We start from the raw sequence: 21634 nt of genomic DNA, 5'->3' as shown, positions 1-21634 counted from the left end.
ACCCGCACGGCGTCCGTACTTGGTGCGCCGTGCCGGGTCAGCTTCGCCGCGTGCGAAGGGCGCTGTCTTGAACGCTGTTGCGGTACGCGCCGGGCGTCACTCCGAGAACGCGCCGGAACCACCGCGTCAGATGGGCCTGGTCGGCGAACCCGACCAGTGTCGCCGCCTCGGCCGGGCGATGTCCGGCGTCGAGCAGGGCACGGGCTCTGGCGACCCTGTGCTGCGCGAGCCAGGCGTACGGCGGCATGCCTTCGGCGTCACGGAACGCCCGCAGCAGTTGGTAACGCGACAACCCGAGATCGGCGGCGAGGTCGGCGAGCGGCGGGGGATCGGTCAGTTCGTCCGCCAGGCGCTCTGCCACTGTACGAGCGATCCGGGTCGCGGCGGCGTCGCCTCGTTCCCCTGATTCAAACTCGGCCAGCCGGACGCCACGGCGGGACGCACGCCGCCCGGGCGGCTTCGTTGACGAACCGTGCCTGCGTACGAGGGCACGTAGCAGTTCGAGCAGCCGGGTCTCGCCTTCGAGCAGGTCGTCGTTCCGGACAAGCATGCGATGCGTGCGCCAGAGCTCGTGCGCCAGTTCCTCGTCCCGGACGAAAGCCTCTGGGAAATGCGGAGCACAAAGGGCACCCTCCGCTAGCAGTGCCGCACTTGGATAGAACACCCGGTACGAGAAACCGCACGCATCCGCTGGGCCGCCCGTATGCGCTTCTCCTGGCTCCAGCATCACCAACGCGCCAGGCCCGGTGTAGTGACGTTCGCCCCGGTAGCTCATCACTTCGCGCCCGTCGGTGCACACGCCGATCGCGTATTCCTCATGAGCATGCGGTGCGTAGTGCCGGCTGGCGATGCGCGCGGTCAGCAGATCGAGAGGCGCGCCCTGGATCCCGCCGATACGCGTCCAGACCGCTCGATCCGGCTTGCGATCGTCTGGCGACAAGGGTCGGTCAAGTGCCGAGTCGCCGCCGGGCGGGAGAAGCCCTTCAGGCGGCAGGGGTCCGTCAGGCGGAGAAGAGATGCCGGAGCCGCCAGCGATCCGCGTCACGGCTGAGCTCCGCGATCGCCACGCCTTCGGCTCCTGTGATCCGGACGCGGTAGAGACGGCCGTCCGAGGACGAGCCGTAGGTCTTCAGGACCTCGTCCACCGCGTAGCGCGACCCTCGCCATTCGTACGCGGTGAGCCGTCCGGCCGTGTCGTGTTCGGCCCGAACAGGCTCGTTCAGAAGGTGTCCCATGAGTCCGCGAGCGTAGCACGACATCGAACTGGTGTTCGCCGCTCAGGGGACCGCCATCAGCCCCTTGAGCTGCAGAGATCCGTCGGCTCATGCGTTCGGCCCGCCCGAATCATTCTGCGAGTCGTAGACGGCCGGGCGTGGCGGCATCCCGGCCACGAGATCCGCGGGTACGGGGACGGGGAGGCGGGCGCGGGCAGCGATCTCGGCCCGGAAATTCGGGCACTCGGCGAGTTCGTCATGTTCACAGTTGAGCCCGCAGTCGATCAGATGGAGAGACGCCTGCGCCTCGGTGATCCGCCGGACGAGTTCGGCTCGCTGCTTGCGCAGTACGGCACGGCGCTCGGCCGGGTCCCGCGCCATCAGCATCGCGCGGATGTCCTCCAGCCCCAGGCCGCCCTCCTTGGCCCGGAGGATGATCGCGATCCGGTAGAGATCCCCGGTGCCGTAGCGCCGCCGATCCCCCGTGATCCGGGCCGGGGCGAGCAAGCCCATCGACTCCCAGTGCCTCAGCACATGGGTTGCCAGCCCGAAATGGGCCGCGACCTCGCCGATGCTCATCGAGACGACGTCGACGCTTGACTTCATGTCGACATTAAGTCGCACGATGACGCGCATGTCCACAACAGACGACATCAAAGCCTTGATCCCCTTGCTCGACGCCGTCGACGCCGCCCCCGGAGCAGCTCAGCTGCGAGCCCGCTCGTACGAGCTCCTCGCCCCGGCACCCGGCGCGCTGGTGGTCGATGTCGGCTGCGGCGCCGGACGAGCCGTGACGGAACTGGCCGGCCAAGGTGTACGAGCCGTCGGCGTCGACATCAGCGAGGAGATGATCGCGGCGGCGCGGCACCGCTGGCCGGACCGCGACTTCCGCCTCGGGTCGGCCTTCGAGCTGCCCTTTCATGACGGAGAAGTCAGCGGATATCGAGCCGACAAGGTCTTCCACGCCCTCGACGACTCCGCCCGCGCCATCTCCGAAGCACAACGCGTGCTGGCACCCGGCGGCCGCATCGTCCTGATCGGCCAGGACTGGGACACGTTCGTCATCGACTCCGACGACCCGCACCTCACCCGAACGATCGTTCACGCCCGCGCGGACCTCGTCGCCAACCCGCGGATCGCCCGCAGCTGCCGGAACCTCCTCCTGGACGCCGGCTTCGAAGACGTCGCGATCGAGGTGCACACGGGAGTGCTGACCGGACCGACCGCCGCGGCAGTGGTCTCCGGCATGGCCGAAGCCGTGTCGTCAGCAGGCGTCATCAGCCAGGCGCAAGCCGACGCCTGGGTGGCCGATCAGCGTGAGCGAGCCGACATGGACCGCGCCTTCCTGGCCGTCCCGTTCTTCGTCGCCTCCGCCACCCGCTGACCCAAAAGCAGCCCCGCCACCCCAGCACCAGGCCCCACCTCCCGCCGACCCTGGGCCGACCACCCGGCTGGCGCCGACCTTGGGCCAACCACTCGCCACCCACCGACCCTGGGCTCAACCACTCGCCGCCCACCGAACTCAAGCGACCATCCACCGCCTGCGATCCTGGGCCCGCCATCCGGCCCGCGCTGACCTTGAGCCGACCATCCACCGCCCACCGAACCCGAGCGACTGTCCGCCGCCCGCCGACCCTGGGCCGACCATCCACCTCGCGCCGAGCCGCGGCCGAGCGTCCACATCCCGTTGCGCCGCGGCCGGCCATCAGCCCGTCCATGTGCCCGCCCGCCGTGACCGAAGATGGTCTGGGTCGATGACGGCGGGCGGGGTAGACACACAGCATGATCAACGGGGTACACGTCATCGTCTACAGCCGGGACGCGGATGCGGACCGGGCGTTCATCCGCGATGTCCTCGGCTTTCGGGGCGTGGACGTGGGCGGCGGCTGGCTGATCTTCAAACTGCCGCCGGCCGAGATCGCCGCGCATCCCACCGATGGCGAGCCGCAGCACGAGCTCTACCTCATGTGCGACGACCTGGAGGAGACGCTCAGCGACCTGCGTTCTCAAGGCGTCGAGATCGCCAGGCCGCCGAGTGAGGAGGGCTGGGGCACGCTCACGGCGATCAAGCTGCCCAGCGGCGCCGAGCTTGGCCTGTACGAGCCGCACCACCAGGTCGCCTACGACCTCTGACGAGTCGATTTCAGCGACGTACCGGCAGGTGGCGGCTCAGAAACCCTTCGGCGAGTTCCCATGCGCGCTGCGCGGGCTCAGGCATGTGGAACATGGCCGACCGGTGGTTGTGGAAAGCGTGCCCGGCATCTTCCTGAACGTGAATCTCGGCGTTCGGCCTGCCCTCCACGGCCTTCTCCACCGCCGCGACGTTCTCTCGCGGGATGTACGGGTCCGAGCCGCCGAAGTGGAACTGGATCGGGCAGTCGATCTGGTCCAGCACCGCGAGTTGGTCGGCGACACCCGAGCCGTAGAACGAGAGCACGGCGGCCGGCTCCAGCCGTCCCGCCAGGAGATAGGCCATCGTGCCGCCAAAGCAGAACCCGAGTATCCCTGGTCCCCCATCCGTTTCGGGCAGTGCCTTGAGGTGCTCGAACGCCGCTTCTAGGTCGGCCAGTCCCTGGGGGAGGTCGAAGCGGGAAACCATGTCCAGCGACTGTTGGGTCCCTTCCTCGGTGTGGGCGGCCTCCCAGTTCGGCTGCAACCGCCAGAAGAGGTCTGGCGCAGCGACGACGTACCCCAGGCGGGCGAGTTCCTCAGCAACGTCCCGGATGTACTCGCCGACCCCGTAGATCTCCTGTACCAGCAGCACGCCAGGCCCGCGCCCAGCCTCAGGAAGCCATACCGACAGGTCGAACGCTCCATCCGTCACGCGTACCGAATCCGTCCGCACCATGGCCGTTCTCCTCACGCAGTCTCAGGCTGTTAGGCACAGGCCAAGTTATCCACAGACTGAGGGCAAGGAAATACACATCCAGGAACCTCTGTGGACGCCTTGCCGAGTGCGTCGGCTCCACAGCGGAATCCCCAAAAGACCAGGTTCTCCAGGGCTTTGCGCACAGCACGCGGACGCCCCACCCCGCGTCCGGCAGCTTCACCGCAGCAATCCACAACCTGTGGACAACCCCGTCGCACAGCCTGCGGATCACTGTCCGGCCGGCTACCCACCGCCCGTCCCCTGGCCGTCCCCAGATCGCCCACCGGTTGTCCACTGCCGGGGATAAGTCGATGACCAGCCAAGACAGGGTCTTCCGGCGTGTCGGCGACATTCTCGTGCACAACCTGTGGGCAGTGCGCCTCCACACCATCGGGACAACCGGGGATCACGTCACCCACCGGACGTCCCCAGCCAGTCCCCAGCCTTCGAGCCCTGTGCACGCCACGATCTCCACACCCACGACAAGCCACCAGCCGACACACCGATCGCCCATCTATCCACATTCGCCTTCCACAAGGCCGGCAGAAATCCCAGCTCTCAACACAGAGACCCAAGTCGCAATTGCAGTGGGGGCCCGGCCGCGGGCATGCGCGCAGCGAATCAGCGGCGCGAGCTCCCGGTCGCAGGCCTACGGGGAGCGAATCAGGGGCAGGCGGCTTCGACCATGGCGCGGGCGGCTCGGCGGGCGGCGGGGACGACTTCGGAGGCGGGTTCCAAGGAGGCGGCGGACATGGTGCCGTCCAAGAGCACGGTCAGCTGGCGGGCGAGCAAGGCCGGGTCTGTGGCTCCAGCGGCAGTGGCCAGCTGCGTGGCCCACTCGCGTACGGACTTCTTGTGCGCGGCCGCCGCCAGGTGCACCGGGGTGCCAGGGAGCGATTCGCTGGCGCTGTTGATGAACACGCAGCCACGAAACTGCCCGCTTTCCCCGGACGGCGCGATCGCGTCGAACATGGCGATCAGTTGTTCGCGCGGGTCGTCCCCGGCCGCGGCCGCCGCCTCGCGGAGCATGCGGCGCCACTTCTCGTCTGCCTGCCGCAGAAAGGCGAGGACCAGCTCGTCCTTGGACTTGAAGTGTGCGTACAGGGTCGCCTTGGCCACGCCTGACTCGGCGATGATCCGGTCTACGCCCACGCCGCGGATGCCGTACATATAGAAGAGGTCGGTCGCAGTCCGCAGGATCCGGTCGCGTGCGGGTTCACGAACGGTCGCGACCTTGGCGGTCCGGGTCATCGGCGACTCCCCTCGGGTTCTTCGCACTTCAACACTATGCCGGTACGGATGTTCCCCGAGGGGAGCCGCTAGCCGATCACGGCCGGATCGTACGGCCCTGGTCGGTACCCTCCACCGCCTGGACGTACGCGCGGGCCACGTCTGCCACCGGGGTGCCGTCCGCCGGGTCGAGCCCCAGTCGTTCGAGTGTTTCGGCGACCCAGCCGGGACCGACCGTGTTGACGCGCAGGCCGCGCGGCATCTCGATGGTCGCCGCCTTGACGAATGCCTCCAGGCCGGCGTTGACCATGGCACCGAACGAGCCGCCTGGCATGGGCTCATCGAAGACGCCGCTGGTGAGCGTGATCGACCCGCCGTCTCGGAGATGCCGCATGGCACGGCGGACGAGATGCACCTGGCCGAGCAGCTTTCCCTGGATGCCGCGTACGAAGTCGTCGTCGGAATCCAATGGAGTGAGCGCACCGCTGGCCGCGGTGACGACCACCGCGTCCACGTCCTCAACCGACTCGAAGAGCGCGTCGATCGAGGCCGGGTCGTCCATGTCCACAACGACCGGGCCGCGCCGCGACGCCCGTACGACCTCGTGCTCCTTCTCCAGCAGGTCGGCCACCGCAGAGCCGATCGTGCCGGTGGCGCCGATAATGATGATCTTCATGGTGGGAGCCCCTCAGGGATCAGGCGGCGGAGGAGACCGGCTGCTGGTCTCCAGGAGCCGTCCCGCTCCTGGTGACGAGTTCGGCCTGGTAGCGCCGGACGTACGCCGCAAGCTCGTCGTCGTCCACGGCATGCGAGCCATGGATGAGGAACGGCGGCAGGTAGGGCATGCCGGTGAGGTTGGCGGTCGCGTCGAACGGCCGCAGGAGATCGACAACAGGGAAGCGGTTGAGCCCGCCGGGCCGGTACAGCTCCTCCCCGCCGCCCACGGAGGCGGCAACCCGCAGGGTCTTGCCTCGCAGGGCATCGCCACCCGTTCCGTACGCGAAGCCGTGCTCGAAGACCTCGTCCAGCCACTTCTTCAGCAAGGCAGGGGCCGAATACCAGTAGAACGGAAACTGCAGAACAACGTGGTCATGGTCCCTCAACAACCGCTGTTCGCGGGCGACGTCGATCTGCAGGTCCGGGTACGCGGCGTAGAGATCGTGAACGAGGATCCCGTCCATCTCACGGGCTCCGTCCGCGAGCGCGGCGTTCACTCTGGACGCGGCGAGATGGGGATGGGCCAGGACAACGAGGGTGCGTTCCATCAGAGAGTCCCTAACTGAACAGACAGGTCTGTCTATAACGGACCCGAGACTAGACAGACCTTTCTGTCTAGTCAAGGGCTCAGTCGGCCCGTACGGCGGCCTGGAGATCCACGAGCCTCTGCAGTTCGTCGCTCACCGCCGCCCGTTCCTCCTCACCGAGCTCTATCCGTTCGATCTCGGCCACCGACTCCTGCGCCCGCGGCAGGTCTTCCAGCTGAAGTGCGACGTCGGCCCGGAGGACCAGCACCTCGACCCGCTGCGGCGCCGTGAGGCTGTCACCGTCAGCCGCCAGCAGATGATCGAGAACCTTCGCCGCGCCGTCGAAGTCCTCCTTGGAGTTCACGAACAGCCGGGCCGTGTGCAGGGCGCGGCCGACCTTGTCCTTCGGCGCCGGCCGATGCGAGAAGTCATCGGAGGTCGGCTGACCGATCCGCATCTGGTTGCCGTCCGGATCGGTCACCAGGAACTGCCGGACGCCGTACGACATGTCGCCGAGCCTGCCGATTCTGGGCAGCCCGCGCGTGGGGATCCGGCCGAGCGACGCCTTGAGCCCGCCACGGAACGCCTCGTACAGAGCGTCGACGTCGGTCGTCATGACGTAGCACCCGAACAGGCCCATGTTCGGGTCGTGCTCCTTGAGCCCGTAGAACTGCAACTCGATGCCGCCACGTTGAACGGCGATGAACGGATTGGGCCGGGTCTGCCGGAACGTGAGCTCGAAGCCGAGCGCCTCGTAGAAGGCCCAGCAGTCGTCGATGGAACGGCAAGGAAAGATCGGAGTGGTCTTTTCGCCCATGCCGCGACAGTACGCAGCCAAGCGCCGCTAGTCAAACTTGACTAGCGGCATCGGGCTCGTTCAGACCTCACGAGGATGCATCGCGCGGCGGCGCTTACTGGTCGCGGGCGCTACTGGTCCGCGTCGTAGGTCAGGGTCGCGCCTGGGGGCGGAATGGTGAGGTCCCTGGCGATCGCAGGTGGTGGTGGTTCGGGAAGGGCTGCCGCCATCGTGGGTGGTGATGGCTTGGGACGACGAGGCTCTCGTACGGCGGAGCCCTCTGGCCCCGGGCCGTGGTCATCGGGACCGGGGCCGTGGTCATCGCGGCCGTGGCGGCGACGGCCGATCGCGGGGACTGGGATGCGGATCCTGCGGCGCTTGCGACGGCCTTGCGGATGGGTGCTCATGATTTAAGTGTTCGGCGGAGTCACGTGACCGGCATCCTCCTCCGGCACGTACCGCGGCTCGTTCTCGCGAACGAGCCCCCCGCAAGGAGCTCTCCCGAACGAGCCGCAACGCTCAGCGGCACGCGTCGTCCAGCGGCACGCGTCGTTCAGCGGTGCACGCCTTCAGCGGCGCACATCCAGCCAGACCAGGCGGTGGTCCGAGCTCGGGAAGGGGAACGTGCCCGTGAGCCTGGACAGCGGGTCGGCGGCGACAGGCCAGAAGACCCCACCGCTCACCGGCCGCAGCCTGCGCGAGGGCAGGACGTAGTCCACCCGCAGGTTGCCCGGGGCGTTGTCGGCGAAGTCAGCGGTGTCGTACGCCGGGTTCCCCCGGTGCGTGGTGTTGGCGCCGCCCTGGAGCGCGGCGGCTTCGGGCGCGCCCGCGCTGCTCGGCATGACCGACGCGTTCACCCGGGGGTTGCGGAGGAGCTGGTTGATGGCGCCGTTGACGCTGTCACCGTCCAGCGGGTCGGCGTTCTGGTCTCCGGCGATGACGAACGAGGCACCCCGGCTCAGCCCGCCGCGCCGTCCCTTGTCGTCGTAGATGTAGCGAGCCGTGGAGCCACCGCGGACGTAGTCCGCCCAGAGCCGGATCTCGTCGTGGTTGCGGCGGCCGTTGCGGTCCTCGGGTCCGTCGAAGGTGGGCGGGGTCGGGTGGGAGACGAGGAAGTGCACGGTGCGGTGCCCCACGCGGATCGGGAGGTCCCAGTGGCTCTTGGACGAGAGCCGGACGACCTTCTGCTCGGCGGGCGAATACCAGTCGGCCGGGACCGGCGTGCTCGGGTCGTCCGGCAGCAGAGCGCCCGGCATGTCCTTCCAGCGGAACTTCTGGAACGTGCGGATCCGCCGCTCGTCGATCGGATACCGCGAGTACACCGCCATCCCGTACTGGCCGGGGAAGACACCGAAGCCGTACGAGTCGTCGCCGTAACCCGCCGCGCCGGGCTCGGTCACCACCTTGCCGTCGTTGTTGAGGTCGAAGCCCGACGGGATGCCGGTGTTGCTCGGCGCGACGAAACGGTGCCGGTAGCTGATCGGCTTGGCGCCGTTCTGGCCGACCGAGAGGTAGTTGTCCTGGAACAGCCGCGCGGCGCGGCCGCGCGCGTCGAAGTCGAACTCGTTGATGAGGATGACGTCGGGCCGCGTCCGCTGGATGATCTCGGCGATCGTCCGCGCTTGGGCGTTCCCCGGTGTCGACAGGTCGGTGACCAGCGCGCCTTCGGTGTTGCGGTTGAGCGAGGCGTTGAAGGTCGCGAACCGTACGTTCCGCGCCCCCACTCTCGCCACGCCCGCGCCCGCCACCGAGGTGACCGCACCTTGCGCCGAGGCCACCCCGCCCTGCGCCGAGGCCGCCGCGCCCGAAGCCGAGGCGGCCCCGCCCGAGGCCGAGGCGGCCGCGCCCTGCGCCGAGGCGGCCGCGCTCGGTGCCGTGACGGCGGTCAGGCCCGCGGTGGTGGCCGCGAGCGCGAGACCGGCAGCGACCGAGGCGGTACGAGCACGGATGGGCTTCATACGCTTTCTCCTCACCGAAGGACGACCGGTTGATCCTGACATGCACATCTCGTCCGGCAGGTGAGCGGGGCACAACGGTGCGGCAACGGCTTTGTTAGCACTGCAGGTCGGGGCGGCCTACACGTCCTTGAGATCGATGGACGCCGCCATGGCGTGGTTGCCCGCGTCGTTGGAATGCAGGCCGTCCATGAAGACGTACCCCGGACGCGGCATGAGCGGGTCGGACGGGTCGCTCATCACCTTGGCGATGTCCACGACGTCGTCGTATTCGCCGCCGTTCCGGATCCAGGCGTTGACCGCTTGGCGGATGCCCTCGGCCTCCTCGTTCCAGATGGGGAACCGCGCGCCCTTCATGGGCGGGATCGTCGCGCCGATGGCCTTGACGCCGTGCGCGTGCGCGGCCCGGATCAGCGCACGGTGCCCGTCGATGAGCTGCTTCGCCGTCACCTTCGGATTCGGGAGGACGCAGGGATCGTCGACCTGGGGCGCGCCGATGTCGTTCGCGCCGAGGTGGACGACCACCGACCGCACTCCGGGCCTGCTGAGCACGTCACGCTGGAATCTCGCCAGTGCCCTGTCCCCGCCACATGCCGAGTCGTTCAGCAGCTTGTTGGAGCCGATGCCCGCGTTGACCACGCCGAACGGGCGGCGTTCGGCGGCGAGGCGTTCGGCCAGGTGGTCGGGGAACCGCGAGTCCGCACCCGGCGTGGCGCCGACCCCGTCAATGAGCGAATCTCCGAGCATCACCACGGTGTTCCGGCCCGGCCGCCCGGCCCCGGCCACCTCGACACCGCTCAGGTAGTACCAGGCATTGGTCGACTCGGTGAAGGTGTCGGCGCCGACGTCCGAGAGCCGATCGCCCTTGGCCCGGTAGGTCTTGTCCAAGGCGAACCGGTGGAACGTCGCGGGCCCGGTCGGCTCGGCGAAACGCAGCGTCACCGCCAGCCGTTCGAGCGGCGAGGTCGTCAGCGGCACGGCGTCACTGACCAGTTCCTGTCCGGCCGGCACGACAGCGGACGTCGAACGCGCGAACGTGAGCTTCTTCAACGTCTCCGGCCACACCATGGCCGCGCCGGCGGATCGCCCGATCGTCGCCCCGCTCACACGCAGCGGCTTGCTCCCGTACACGTTCGAGAGACGGATCCGAACGGACGTGCCGCCGGTGGTCACCCGGACGACCTGGCGGACGGACTGGTCGGCGAAACCCTGCTGCGACCAGTTGGCGCCGCTGTCCTCGTTGCCGGCGACCGGACGTTGGACTGCCGTTCCCCAAGCACCCACCCAAGGCGTTCCGGGCGGGGGCGGGACGGCCCTCCCGGAGCTGAGCACAGCGGCCCCTGCGGAAAAGGCCGGGGAGTTGTGGACGATGCCGACGATGAGTGCCGCACCAGCGAGAGCGCCGACGGAAATCCGTGCGATGCGTGCTGAAGGCGAGGGGATCTGCATACTCAAACCCCATCGTGAACGGGCCTCGGACACATCCGGGAGGGCCCCCGATCTTCAGGTGGGGCTGCCCCTAGGATGCCCCCGGGTACCAACCCCCAGGGGACCCGCAATGCCGCCCCCAGAAGCCTCATCATCCACATCCTGTGGATAACTAACCTCACAGGCCTTCACCAGGGGTAACGACCGTGCCACACCCCGTCGATCCCCAGTACATTCCCCAAGCCGATCGTGTAGGCGGGCGGGCCACAACGGATGGTCAGTCGGGCAGCAGGGGGACGGAGATCCCAGGGTCGCGGCCTAGGAGCACGCCGCGGGTGATGGCGGAGGAGCCGAAGCGGTCGCGGACGTCGTCCACCGCGGTGTCGAGGGCGGGGCCGGTGGCGCGGTCGAAGGGGAGGGCGAGCTGGACGGCGCTGTCGTTGTGCAGATTGCCGAGGGTGATGCCGATCAGGGTGATCCCCTGGGCCTCGATCATCGGCAGGGCGGTGCACAGGAGGTCACGGGCGGCGGCGAGGATGACCGCGGTCTCCGCAGTGGCCTGGGGCAACGTGTGCGAACGGGTCGCACGGGTGAAGTCGTCGAACCGCAGGCGGAGCGTGACGGTGCGGCAGACCCGGTTGGCCGAGCGCAGTCTCCGGCCAAGGCGGTCGATCAGGCCCACCATGAATGTGTCCAGCTCTTCTGGCGAGCGCCCGCGCCGGCCGAGGGCCCGTTGCGCCCCCATCGAGCGCCGCCGGACACCCGTTCGCACGGGACGCGGGTCGCGGTTGTGCGCCAGGGCGTGCAGGTGCCGTCCGGATGCCCGGCCGAGCATCGAGACCAGCACGTTCTCCGGCAGCCGGGCCACCTCACCGACGGTCGTGATGCCGCGTTTCCTGAGCTTTTCGGCGGTGACCAGGCCGACGCCCCACAACCTCTCCACCGGCAGCGGATGCAGGAAGTCCAGCTCGCCGTCCGGCGGCACGAGCAGGAGCCCGTCGGGCTTGGCGACGCCGCTGGCCACCTTGGCGAGGAACTTGGTCCGCGCGACCCCCACCGTGATCGGCAGCCCGACCTCCTCGAGGATCTCGCGGCGCAGGCGTCCGGCGATGTCGACGGGCCGCCCGGAGATCTTCCGCAGCCCGCTCACGTCGAGGAACGCCTCGTCGATCGAGAGTCCTTCGACCATCGGGGTCGTGTGCCTGAAGACCGCGAAGACGGCCTTGCTGGCCTCCGCGTACACCGACATCCGCGGCGGGACCACGGCCGCCTGGGGACACAGGCGCCGTGCCTGCCCGCCGGTCATCGCCGTGCGCACGCCGTACGCCTTGGCCTCGTAGCTGGCCGCGAGCACCACGCCGCCGCCCACGATCACGGGCCTGGCCCGCAACCGGGGGTCGTCACGCTGTTCGACCGACGCGTAGAACGCGTCCAGGTCGGCGTGCAGGATCGCCGCCTCGTCTGACACGAACATATGTTCGCATGGACGGCCCTCACCAGGCGAGACCGGTGGCTCAGGCCAGCTGCGCCGCGTACCGCCCGGTCACCTGCTTGAACCGGTCCTCCGGCCAGCAGATGTCCGTCTCGCCCTGGGTGGCGCGGAAGAACAGGTCCAGCTGTACGTGCCATGCGGCGAGCACCTCGGGCCGCGGCTCGTCCACGGTGTGGGTGAGCTCCACCCTTACCCCGAGGGCCGGGTCAGAGAAGATCTCCCATCGCACGGAACCCGCCCGCGCCGTCTCGTACTCCAGCAGGCGCGGAGCCTCGACCTGGATGATCTTTCCGGCTAGCGCGTGCTCGTTGGTCGCGCGCAGCGGCGGCTCACCGCCGACTTCCGGAGTCGCGTCCTCCACGAGCACTCGCCAGACCTCGTCAACCGGCTTCCACACCAGGTCCCGAGCAAAGTGAAGCTCGTAGCCACCGTCCACCTGCCGGACGGCGCCGTCACCGAGGCCGAACCCGTCGACATACCGCGCGATCCGCCCGGCCCAGTCGGTAGGAGGTGTCACGCTGTGACCGTCGAGCCGTGCCGCCAGTTCGTCCAGGCAGGTGTCCCATCCAGCGGCGGTACGACCGGCGGCCAGCAGTCCGACGCTGCCGCCCCCGATCGTCTGCGTGAACACCAGCAGGCACCCGTCGCCGTCCGGAATGAGCTCGAACCGCAGGACGTCGGAGTTCCAGCGGAACATGAACACCTTCGGCGGATCGACTTCGAGCACCTCGCCGTCCCACGTACCGTCGACGACCGCCTCCTCCGGGAAGATGAAACGCATGGGCGCGCCGGGGCGCAGTTCGGCCTCGACCTTGGCCGGGAACCAGGCGGCCATCTCCGCCGGATCGCTCACTGCCCGCCACACCTTCGCCGGCGGATGCTTGAGCCGCCGCTCGAATCGCAGCGTGGGCTCTCCGTTGATCGTCTGCAGCGTCGCTTCGTTCGTCATCTCGTTTCCTCGATGTCGTCCGGCATGGTGTCCAGGTGGCGTTCGAGGGCGTCGAGGCTGTGCGTCCACATGCGCCGGTACGGCGCGAGCCATGCGTCGACCTCGGCCAGCGGCTCCGGGCAGAGCCGGTACCAGCGGCGCTGCGCGTCCTGCCGGACCTCCACGAGCCCGGCGCCGCGCAGCACTTTCAAATGTTTGGAGACGGTCGGCTGTGCGAGCGCCAGCCGTTCCACCAGATCACCGACCAGCCTCTCGCCGTCGCGCAGCAGATCGAGGATCTCCCGGCGGCGCGGCTCGGCCAGCACCTCGAACGTTGATGCCATACGAGCAATATAGCCGATCTGACATATAAGCGTAGAGCCCTAGCCGGCTCTACGCCGGTGGACGTCACGACCTGCGAGAAAGAGGAGCACCGCCCAGACCGCGCAGTAGCCCCCGAAGACAGCGCCACCCCGTTCAGTGAAGATCGCCCCACCGAGCATGCCGATCGCGCCGGCCGCCGCCATGGCGGTGCACACCGCGAGCACCGCGAGCAGGATCCTGCGGGGCCACCGATGGCGCGCGGTGAAGAGCGCCGCCACCAGCACACCCACGATGAGCAGCCCCAACGCCGCGTTCGCCCACTGGGCCCGTGCGACTTCACCCGGCCCGTAGTCGCGGTAGGAATCGGCCGCCACGTGCGGTCCCCCTGTGACGCCAAGCCGTTCTTCCAGAGCGAGATGCACCTTGGACGCCACATAGAGCGCCGTCCACCCGACCGCAGCCCACACCACAGAAACCTTCACCGCATCACGTCTGGCCATGCCCTCACCATCTCGCCTCAGCCGAGACAAGTGATCACCCTGACGGCCCAACCACTTCCCCCGCCGGAGGGAACCCGCGCCAAACGAACGCTCGCATTCCGGGCACACACCAGAACCCCGCCAGGACACGGCATGAAGTCGCCTCGCCGCCGCGATCCGCCGGTCAGGTCAATGCGGGCTGATCTCGTACGGGGGCCAGAGCATCGAGATCGGCGCGGGTGACGCCGGCGCGGCCGGCGAGTTGATCACGGTCGGTGCCTGTTTCGGCGATGAGCTCCACGGCCCGGGTGAGCATGGTGGGGCGTTCGAGGGGTTTGCCCGGGCCGGGCTCACGACGTCGCCAGCCGCGGGCGCTCATGCTGCTCATCGCGTTGCGGTAGGTGCTCTCCTGCATGATCCCCAGCGTCCGGGCCCGGTACAGCAAGGCGGCCATGCTGACTCCCCAGGCCCCCTTCAACTCGGCGAGGCGCGGCCAGTCCGCGGTGCGGGGAAGGTGGTCGGCGATGTCGGCTTCCGGCATGAGGAACTCGGCGGCGAAGCGATGGGCCTGGTCTTCCACGATCTTGCTGCCGGGCTCGGCGTCCGAGTGCATGACCAGATGGCCGAGCTCGTGGGCGGCGTCGAAACGGTTACGCCAGTAGTCGCCCTTGGCGGGGTTGAACAGCACCATCGGGCGAGGATGCGCGCCAATGCTGAAGGCGTCGACACGTTCGGTGTGCGAAGGCAGGATCAGCACGATGATCCCGTGCTTCTCCAGCAGGCGCACCATGTGCGGGATGGAGCCCGGCCGGCCGGCCATCCCCTTGCGGGCCTGCCTGGCGGCCTCCACAGGTCCAGGCCCTGCGATCTCGTCCGGCGGGACGGGGTATTCCGGGAGGTCCGCGACGGGAAACTCGACCAGTTCCTCCACCGCCGTCACGATGTCGGCGGCGATCCGGCCGTAGGCGAGGGCCTGGTCGCGTTCGATCTGCGTGGTGGAGCGCAGCGACCTGAAGTGGGCGGTGTCCAACCGCACGGGGCTGCGGCCGGCGTGGAAGAACTCCACCGGTACGCCGAGCGCGATCGCCAGCCGGGACAGTGTCCTCTCCGAGGGGCGGTGCACCCCGGCCTCGTATTGGCCGACCGCGGTCGGGGTCGTGTCGATCGCCTGAGCCAGCTGATTCTTGCGCAGGCCGCGCAGACGGCGAGCCAGGGTCAGCCGTTCGCAGTCGAACAGCAGCCGGGCCTCGGTGAGGCGCCTGGCTGTCTGTTCCGCGCGGTCATCGGTGGTGTTCACTGGGCCTTTTCGACGATGGTGTTCGCGTTGCGAGCCGGCCGCCGGTGGAGCGTCACGGGCACATCGTCATCGGTGTCGTTCCACAGCGGGAGGGTGGGCTCCACGAGCCTACGGCGCGGATCGGGCCCGAGAGTGTCTTCGGTCAAAGGCCACAGCCAGTGCCACGCCGCCCCGCCATCGGCGTTCAGCCTGGGAAGACCCAGGAACAGCTCCATCTCCAGTGGCTCTTCGGTGGCACTGTGCGCGAGAACGAGCGTCACCACCTCGGGCGTGTCATGGAGATCGGCCAACCCGAGATCCAGGGCCAGCTGGGGATCGCCACCGAACTCCTGCCGGGCGACCGCCTGCTTGGTCGGGCTCTCCCGATCCCAGCGGATGGCCCGCACCGCCCCGAACTCATGACGCTTGAGCAACACCCGATAACGCCCCAGCCGCCACCCGGGCGAACCATTGAGATCATCCCGAACGACCGCGCCGGCGGACGAACCGCCGAGATCGGATGGCTCCTCGGCCGTGCCCACGCCGAAGACCCGATCCAGCTGGGACTCCAGGACGTCGAAGGCGGTGAAGCCGAAGGAACGTTCCTTGAAGCCGGCCGCCCGGTCCAGCGCACCGGCGACGACGAGCGTCGCCTCCGTGTGGGCCTCCCGCAAGCCGTGCAGGAACCCCGTGGGCAGGAGCTCGGCCCACGTCTCCCGGACTTCGGCACCACGATCCTCGATCACACGGCCCTCGATCATGACCCGAACTATAGAGGTTCGCATACCCCTCTGTCTGAAACTGAAGTCCGCATGTCGCTCCGCAGATGAAGCGCGCAGGAACCGATCTGCAACCGGCTTCCAACCGGCACCCCGGATCATCGATCACGCCGGCGACCGGATGTTCCCAGCCCCGGTCGCCGGCGTCTTCTGTCCAGATGTTTCAGGAAGGAAGCAGATGAGCAGTCCACTTCCCCGGCTCGCACGCCAGATGACCGCGACCGGCGTCGTCGTCGCGTCGTTGGGCGCCGCGGCGGCCCTGACAGCCGGCACCGCCGTCGCCGGCGACGCTACCGCCAACACGGGCACCGCCAACACCGCCATCACCGCCAATGGCACCGACGTCGCCGAGGCCAAGGCGCCCCGGGTTCGTTCGGTCAAGCTGTCTCCCCGCCAGCGCGTCGTCTACCCCCGGGGAGCCCCGCTGCGGACGACCAAGCACTTCCGCAAGATCTACATCAAGGTCGTCCAGCGACAGTACAACCGGCCGGTCAGGGTGCGCGCGATCCTTCCCAACGGCAGGCCGATGGGCCCCTGGATCACGGTTCCGTCCCGTACCGCCCCGCAGGGAAGGACCGTCCCGCTCACCAAGGTCAACGTGCGGGACGGCGTGCGATTCAAGCTCCAGTGGGCCCCGTCGACGGCCAGGTCCGCCAAGTTCTACCTCTACTTCTGACAAACGGAGAGCTCCCGGACAACAGGGGCTTCGCTGCCTGACCGGAGTGTGCACGAGCTTTCACCCCACCGGCATCTCGTGACGGTATCGGCAAAGATCCCGATCACCTGAGCGAGCGGCCGAGCACCCTTGACGGGTCCGGGACGCGGGGCGACCGGGCCCGTCAAGTTTCTTTCTGGGGAAAGAGATCAATTTGAGGAACGAGATCAATCGTCTGGACCGAGGAAGACGCGGCGTTCTTCGGCGGTCAGTTCACGGGTGTGGCGTGCCTTGGCCAGGTCGAGCAGGCGCGCGTCGCGATCGCACACCTCGCAGGTCCAGGTCCTGACGAGGTCCGTCCTGAGCCCGGTCCCCAGCTGCGGACGCCCCGAGAACAGGGGACGCAAGAACGCCCGGACGAGCCGTCTCCCATCCGGCCCGAACGTCACGAGGCCGCCGGTCGCGCCCCACCCGTTCAGCTCCAACGGGTCACCGGCGCCCGTGGCCGGCCACAACCGCAGGTTCCCCTCGGGTTCGCTCGTGGTCAGCCAGGTGCCGTCGGCACTGAAACCCACCTTCCGGACCGGGTTCGCCGCACCGCGCAACACGGCCGTCGGCTCGCCCGAGCCCTCGCTGTTCCACAGCCGGATCGCGCCGTCCCTCGCCGCCGCGGCCAACTTCCGCCCGTCGGGGCTGTAGGCGAGCGCTGTGATGTCCTCTCGATGGCCTCGCAGGATCTCGGGCTTCGACCTGCGGGTCAGATCCCACACGACGATGGTGCGGTCGTTGCGCACGTCGGCCAGGCGGGTGCCGTCCGGGCTGAGGGCCACCTGCCCGTCGGCGCGGCCGGTGGGCTCAAGCTCCCAGCCCTGAAGCCGCGTCAGCCCGCCCGCCGGGGAGAGCTGCCACACCCGCGGCTCCATCGCGAACCCGCCGACCGCCAGCCGCTTGCCATCGGCACTGAAGACCACGCTCTCAGGGTTGCCGCGGAAGGCGGCGGGCACGGTGATCGGCGTTCCGCCCCTGGTCAGGTCCCACAGGCTGAGCGTGCCCGCGCTGCCGATGCCCGCCATCCTTCGCCCGTCCGGGCTCAGCGCGATGCGGTAGGCGGCGTCGTGTGGTCCTTTGATGCTGAGCGAAGACCGGCCGTCGGTGGTGTCCCACACCTGGATGGTGATGTCCCGCGCGTGGATGAGCGAGTCGGCTCTCACAGGGACGGACGCGACGGTGCGGCCGTCGGCGCTCACCGCCTTGGGCACCCCGTCGACCGGAAAGCCGCGCAACGCGGGAGTCCCGGCCGAAACGTCCCATTGCCGCAGCGATCCGTTCGCGTCGATGGTGATGAGCGATCTGCCGTCGGGACCGAACGTCACACCTCGCGGATTTCCCCGGTGAGTGCGCAGTACCAACGGGTCGCTGGAGCTGCCCGTCGTCCAGACGCGGATCACGCCGTCCGTTCCATAGGTCGCCAGCCGGTCTCCGGCGGGGCTGAACGCCAGGCCGTTCAGTTTGGGGGAATGGGGCGCGAGTTCGGCCTGTGGCCGCCACTCACCGGCAGGCCTTTCCCTCACGTCCCAGACCTGTGGAACGTCGCCTTCGACTACGGCAGCCCACGGTCCAAGAGGGCTGATCGCCACTTGCTCGGGCTCGCCACGTCGTGCCTCCCGTTCCAGCCGGGGCCGGTCCTGAGTCACGTTCCAGATCCGCAGCGGAGAGTCGGTCCCTCCAGTGGCGAGCAAGTTGCCGCTCGGGCTGAACGCGACGTCCCGCACCCGGCCACCGGGGACCTTGAGCTCGGTCGGCGCCCTCCGTCCCACCGGGTCCCAGATCCGAACGCCGTCCGTGTGCGCGCTCGCCACCCGGCCGTTCCGGTCGACGCTCACTCCCGAGACGGAACCGCCGTCAACCTCTCCCAGAACCCGGCGTGAACCGGCAGTGGCGAGGTCCCACAACTCCACCTTCCCCGCCATGTCGCCGGTGACGAGCGTGCGCCCGTCCTGGCTGAACGCCGCGCTGTCGATCCGCTGGGTGCCGTTTGCCGGGATCCTGTGGTCGCGGCGCGGGCGGCCGGTACCGTCCAGGCTCCAGATCTCCAGTTCCGCCGAGACCGCACCCGGACCCCAGATCGCGAACCTCCGCCCGTCCGGCGTGGCCGCCATCCCCTCGGCACTGCGCATCAAGGTGGACTGGGAGCCGCGCAGCCGGGAGTCGGTGATGGCCTGCCGGAGCACCAGATCGGCTTCCTGGGTCGGTTCGGCCTCGTACGCCTTGACCGCCAGCAGCAACGCCAGCTCCGGATCCATCGAGAGCTGGCGGCGGGCCTCCACCGCGAGCCGCCGCGACGTTGCACGGTCGCGTTCGGTGTCGGCGTCGCCGGCCTGGACCAGGGCGAGGACGGCCAGCACGCTGACCACTGCCGCCACGAGCCCGAGCCCGCCGCGGCCAAGACGGACCCGACGGCGCGTTTGGACCCGGTTCAGGACCGCCTCCGAACGGGACGCTGCCAGAAAGGCCCGCTCCCGCTCGTTCAGCAGAGCCCCGTTCAGCGGACGCTCATTCAGCGCAGGCTCGCCCAGCGCAGGCTCGCTCTGCGCGGGGTCGCTCAGCGCAGGCTCGCTCACCGGAGGGAGGCTCTCGTCGTTCCAGGCGGCCAAACGGCTCCCGCGGTAGAGGAACTCCGCACCGCGCCCGTTCCGGTCCCATTCGTCGGCGTCGGCGGTGAGCCGCCGGTGACGGAGGAGCACCTCACGGTCGTCGCTCAACCATTCCCGCAACCTGAGCCAGCTGCGTATGAGGGCCTCGTGTGCCACCTCGACCGTGTCGCCGTCCACCACAACGAGCCGGGTCGCGACGAGCCTGTCGAGTACGGCGTCCACCTCACCGGCGGCTCCGATGCCCGCCAGTTCATCCCGTTCGATCCTGCGGCGGGTGTCCTCCGTTCCGTCACCCAGCGCGGTGAGGCGCAACAGCACCGCACGCAGGATGTCCCGCAGGCCGCCCTCCACGTCGTCGTACAGGTCGTCGGCGGTGCGCACGATGATCCCGGTCACGCCACCGGCCGCTCGGTAGTCAGCCAGCCGCAGAGTGCCGTCCTGGTGACGGTCCCAGGCCTCCCGCAGCGCGTGCGCGACCAGTGGTAGCGCTCCCACCTGCCCGGCGGCCTCGGTCGCCACGGCCGCCACCAGCTCGGGCTCCACGCTCAGCCCGACCTGGGATGCGGGCTCGCCGACGATGGCGTGCAGGTCAGACTCAGAGACCGGCCCGATCGTGAGATGAACGGCATCGCCGAACAGCGCACCCAGGCCGGGATGCTCCGCGCACCGCGCGTAAAAGTCGCTGCGCACCCCGATCACCAGCGTCCCCTCCGCGCTGGTGACCAGACGAGCCAACGCATCGAGGAATCCGGCACGTTCATCCTCGTCGGCGCAGAGCGTGAACACCTCCTCGAACTGGTCGATGACCACCACGGTGGGCGCATCGGAGTCGAGGTCCCGCAGCCGCGCCAACGGATGTGCACCCGGGGAGAGCAGAACGGCAGCCGTGCCGCCCGCGGTCAGCTTGGGCAGCAGCCCTGCCCCGAGGAGGGACGACTTGCCGCTGCCGGAAGCGCCGAGGAGCACCGTCAGCGGTGAGCGTTGAACGGCCTTCAGCAATTCCTCAAGCAGCTGGTCCCGTCCGAAGAACAGATCCGCCTCATCGGCACCGAGCGGTTGCGGACCCGGGTAGGGGCAGCGGCGTTGCGACTGTTCGAGTTCGTCTGCGGCCTGCTGCCATCGTCGCTCCCATTCGGCACGGTCACCACCGCAGGCGACTGCGTACGCGAGGGTCGCCTCCAGCGACGGCAGCCGCATCCCGTTGGCCGCCTCGGCCAAGGTGCTCCGGGAGAAGTGAGCGCGCTGGGCAAGCTCGCGGTAGCTCGGCCGCCCGGCCTGGTCCCGCAGCCGGCGCAACTCCCAGGCGAGCCTCTCGACCGGGCCGGCGAGCGGATCCACTGGTTGTTCAGGCCGCCCCAACTGCACACCCCCGTTGTCCAGAGCCTGCCGACGGTTGTCCGGAGCAGGTCGAGAGCCCATTTCGGACATTTCCGAGACGCCCTAGACCTTAGGGAGCCGGTCTCTCCGGCACAACATCACACCGAAACATGAGGACGGGTAGTGAAGCTCCGCGTACTGGGACCGTTGGAGATTTGCATGGGGGACGCCTCCGTTCCCCTCTCACCGAAACTGAGGGACCTGCTGGCGGTCCTGCTGTGCCATTCCGGCCGGACCGTCTCGGCCGACCGGCTGATCGACGCCCTGTGGCCCGGCATCCCGCCGCGTACGGCGGCCAAGACGCTGCAGGGCTACGTCCACCATCTGCGCCGGGCACTGGGACCCGGGCGGCTGATGTTCCGCGCCCCTGGGTACGTGCTCGTCACACGGCCGGGCGAATTCGACGCCGACTGCTTCACCGGACGGATCCAGTCAGGCCGCCATGCCATCGCCGCCGGTGACACCGAGCGCGGAACGCAGCTGATCCGCGAGGCGCTCGACCTGTGGCGGGGCGTTCCCTACGACGGGCAGGACCACCTCCAGCCGACGCAGGCGGAGGCGTTCCGGTTGACCGAGCTCCGGCTCTCCGCCGCCGAGGAGTGGGCTGAGGCCGCACTCAACCGGCGGCAGCACGCCGACGTCGCCTGCGAGTTGTACGGGATCGTGACGGAGCACCCGTTCCGTGAACGCCCACGCGCCCAGCTCATGCGCGCACTGCACGCCATGGGACGGACCGTGGAGGCCCTTGAGGTCGGCCGCGAGGGCAGGCGCCGCCTGGCCGAGGAACTAGGCCTGGACCCGAGCCCCGCCCTCCTGCGCCTGGAGCACGCGATCCTGACGCACGACCCGGCCCTCGCCAGGCCCCGACCGCGCCCCAACCGCATCAACAACGTGGCATAGACGAAGTTGCCCTCACCACCCGCATGCCGTCACC

Annotated in this window: 21 protein-coding genes; 4 read left to right on the top strand and 17 right to left on the bottom strand. The window is 69.1% G+C overall.

From position 1 onward, the window contains the following. Nucleotides 1-37: 37 nt before the first annotated feature. The 3 genes from F8566_RS29305 to F8566_RS29295 all read right to left on the bottom strand — a co-directional run bounded on the left by F8566_RS29305 (nt 38) and on the right by F8566_RS29295 (nt 1820). Complete coding sequence (locus F8566_RS29305) at nt 38-940, bottom strand: AraC family transcriptional regulator (protein WP_151565084.1); 903 nt, start codon at nt 938-940, stop codon at nt 38-40. 61 nt (nt 941-1001) lie between these two features. Further along, complete coding sequence (locus F8566_RS29300; RefSeq protein ID WP_151565083.1) at nt 1002-1235, bottom strand: hypothetical protein; 234 nt, start codon at nt 1233-1235, stop codon at nt 1002-1004. Between the two features lie 87 nt (nt 1236-1322). Continuing rightward, a complete protein-coding gene (locus tag F8566_RS29295; protein ID WP_151565082.1) occupies nt 1323-1820 on the bottom strand; it encodes a MerR family transcriptional regulator in 498 nt (165 codons plus the stop codon). Between the two features lie 28 nt (nt 1821-1848). Here F8566_RS29295 and F8566_RS29290 point away from each other — a divergent pair, with 28 nt between their 5' ends. Beyond that, nucleotides 1849-2598 carry a methyltransferase domain-containing protein gene (locus F8566_RS29290; RefSeq protein ID WP_151565081.1) on the top strand — a complete coding sequence of 250 codons (750 nt, stop codon included), beginning with the start codon at nt 1849-1851 and terminating at the stop codon, nt 2596-2598. Between the two features lie 398 nt (nt 2599-2996). After that, entirely contained in the window at nt 2997-3347 is a 351-nt protein-coding gene (locus tag F8566_RS29285; RefSeq protein WP_151565080.1) for a VOC family protein, read from the top strand. 10 nt (nt 3348-3357) lie between these two features. Here F8566_RS29285 and F8566_RS29280 read toward each other — a convergent pair whose 3' ends face one another. The 13 genes from F8566_RS29280 to F8566_RS29220 all read right to left on the bottom strand — a co-directional run bounded on the left by F8566_RS29280 (nt 3358) and on the right by F8566_RS29220 (nt 15996). After that, the gene (locus F8566_RS29280; protein ID WP_151565079.1) at nt 3358-4062 is read right to left on the bottom strand and encodes a dienelactone hydrolase family protein; all 705 of its coding nucleotides are present in this window, start codon (nt 4060-4062) and stop codon (nt 3358-3360) included. Nucleotides 4063-4746: 684 nt separating this feature from the next. Further along, complete coding sequence (locus F8566_RS29275) at nt 4747-5334, bottom strand: TetR/AcrR family transcriptional regulator (protein ID WP_151565078.1); 588 nt, start codon at nt 5332-5334, stop codon at nt 4747-4749. A 76-nt stretch (nt 5335-5410) separates the two neighbouring features. Beyond that, nucleotides 5411-5989 (bottom strand): short chain dehydrogenase, encoded by a 579-nt coding sequence (locus F8566_RS29270; protein WP_151565077.1) that lies wholly within the window; start codon nt 5987-5989, stop codon nt 5411-5413. Nucleotides 5990-6008: 19 nt separating this feature from the next. Next, nucleotides 6009-6578, bottom strand: a complete 570-nt coding sequence (locus tag F8566_RS29265) for an NAD(P)H-dependent oxidoreductase (protein ID WP_151565076.1) — start codon at nt 6576-6578, stop codon at nt 6009-6011. Between the two features lie 79 nt (nt 6579-6657). After that, complete coding sequence (locus F8566_RS29260; RefSeq protein ID WP_151565075.1) at nt 6658-7374, bottom strand: bleomycin resistance protein; 717 nt, start codon at nt 7372-7374, stop codon at nt 6658-6660. 548 nt (nt 7375-7922) lie between these two features. Then, nucleotides 7923-9311, bottom strand: a complete 1389-nt coding sequence (locus F8566_RS29255) for an endonuclease/exonuclease/phosphatase family protein (RefSeq protein WP_151565074.1) — start codon at nt 9309-9311, stop codon at nt 7923-7925. A gap of 117 nt (nt 9312-9428) precedes the next feature. Next, the gene (locus F8566_RS29250) at nt 9429-10592 is read right to left on the bottom strand and encodes an SGNH/GDSL hydrolase family protein (RefSeq protein ID WP_225993631.1); all 1164 of its coding nucleotides are present in this window, start codon (nt 10590-10592) and stop codon (nt 9429-9431) included. A 421-nt stretch (nt 10593-11013) separates the two neighbouring features. Then, nucleotides 11014-12204 carry a DNA polymerase IV gene (gene dinB, locus F8566_RS29245; RefSeq protein ID WP_264159456.1) on the bottom strand — a complete coding sequence of 397 codons (1191 nt, stop codon included), beginning with the start codon at nt 12202-12204 and terminating at the stop codon, nt 11014-11016. Between the two features lie 46 nt (nt 12205-12250). Continuing rightward, nucleotides 12251-13177 (bottom strand): SRPBCC family protein, encoded by a 927-nt coding sequence (locus F8566_RS29240; RefSeq protein ID WP_151565071.1) that lies wholly within the window; start codon nt 13175-13177, stop codon nt 12251-12253. Continuing rightward, nucleotides 13174-13500: an ArsR/SmtB family transcription factor gene (locus F8566_RS29235; RefSeq protein ID WP_151565070.1), complete on the bottom strand. Its 327-nt coding sequence runs from the start codon at nt 13498-13500 to the stop codon at nt 13174-13176. Before F8566_RS29235 ends, F8566_RS29240 begins: the two co-directional genes overlap by 4 nt. Nucleotides 13501-13539: 39 nt before the next feature. Next, nucleotides 13540-13980, bottom strand: coding sequence for a hypothetical protein (locus F8566_RS29230; RefSeq protein WP_151565069.1), 441 nt, complete (start codon nt 13978-13980; stop codon nt 13540-13542). Nucleotides 13981-14143: 163 nt separating this feature from the next. Then, nucleotides 14144-15256, bottom strand: coding sequence for an XRE family transcriptional regulator (locus tag F8566_RS29225; RefSeq protein WP_151565068.1), 1113 nt, complete (start codon nt 15254-15256; stop codon nt 14144-14146). Further along, complete coding sequence (locus F8566_RS29220) at nt 15253-15996, bottom strand: hypothetical protein (RefSeq protein WP_225993630.1); 744 nt, start codon at nt 15994-15996, stop codon at nt 15253-15255. The genes F8566_RS29225 and F8566_RS29220 overlap by 4 nt, the downstream gene beginning before the upstream one ends. Before the next feature lie 196 nt (nt 15997-16192). Here F8566_RS29220 and F8566_RS29215 point away from each other — a divergent pair, with 196 nt between their 5' ends. After that, entirely contained in the window at nt 16193-16690 is a 498-nt protein-coding gene (locus F8566_RS29215) for a hypothetical protein (protein ID WP_151565067.1), read from the top strand. Nucleotides 16691-16896: 206 nt separating this feature from the next. Here F8566_RS29215 and F8566_RS29210 read toward each other — a convergent pair whose 3' ends face one another. Next, entirely contained in the window at nt 16897-20661 is a 3765-nt protein-coding gene (locus tag F8566_RS29210; RefSeq protein ID WP_192809912.1) for an nSTAND1 domain-containing NTPase, read from the bottom strand. A gap of 198 nt (nt 20662-20859) precedes the next feature. Between F8566_RS29210 and F8566_RS29205 the strand changes: the two genes are divergently transcribed. Next, nucleotides 20860-21600 carry an AfsR/SARP family transcriptional regulator gene (locus F8566_RS29205; protein WP_151565065.1) on the top strand — a complete coding sequence of 247 codons (741 nt, stop codon included), beginning with the start codon at nt 20860-20862 and terminating at the stop codon, nt 21598-21600. Nucleotides 21601-21634: the final 34 nt, after the last annotated feature.

The organism is Actinomadura rudentiformis (assembly GCF_008923185.1).
GTDB lineage: Bacteria > Actinomycetota > Actinomycetes > Streptosporangiales > Streptosporangiaceae > Spirillospora > Spirillospora rudentiformis.
Note: the sequence above shows the minus strand (reverse complement) of the source record. Positions and strands in the feature narration are given on the sequence as shown.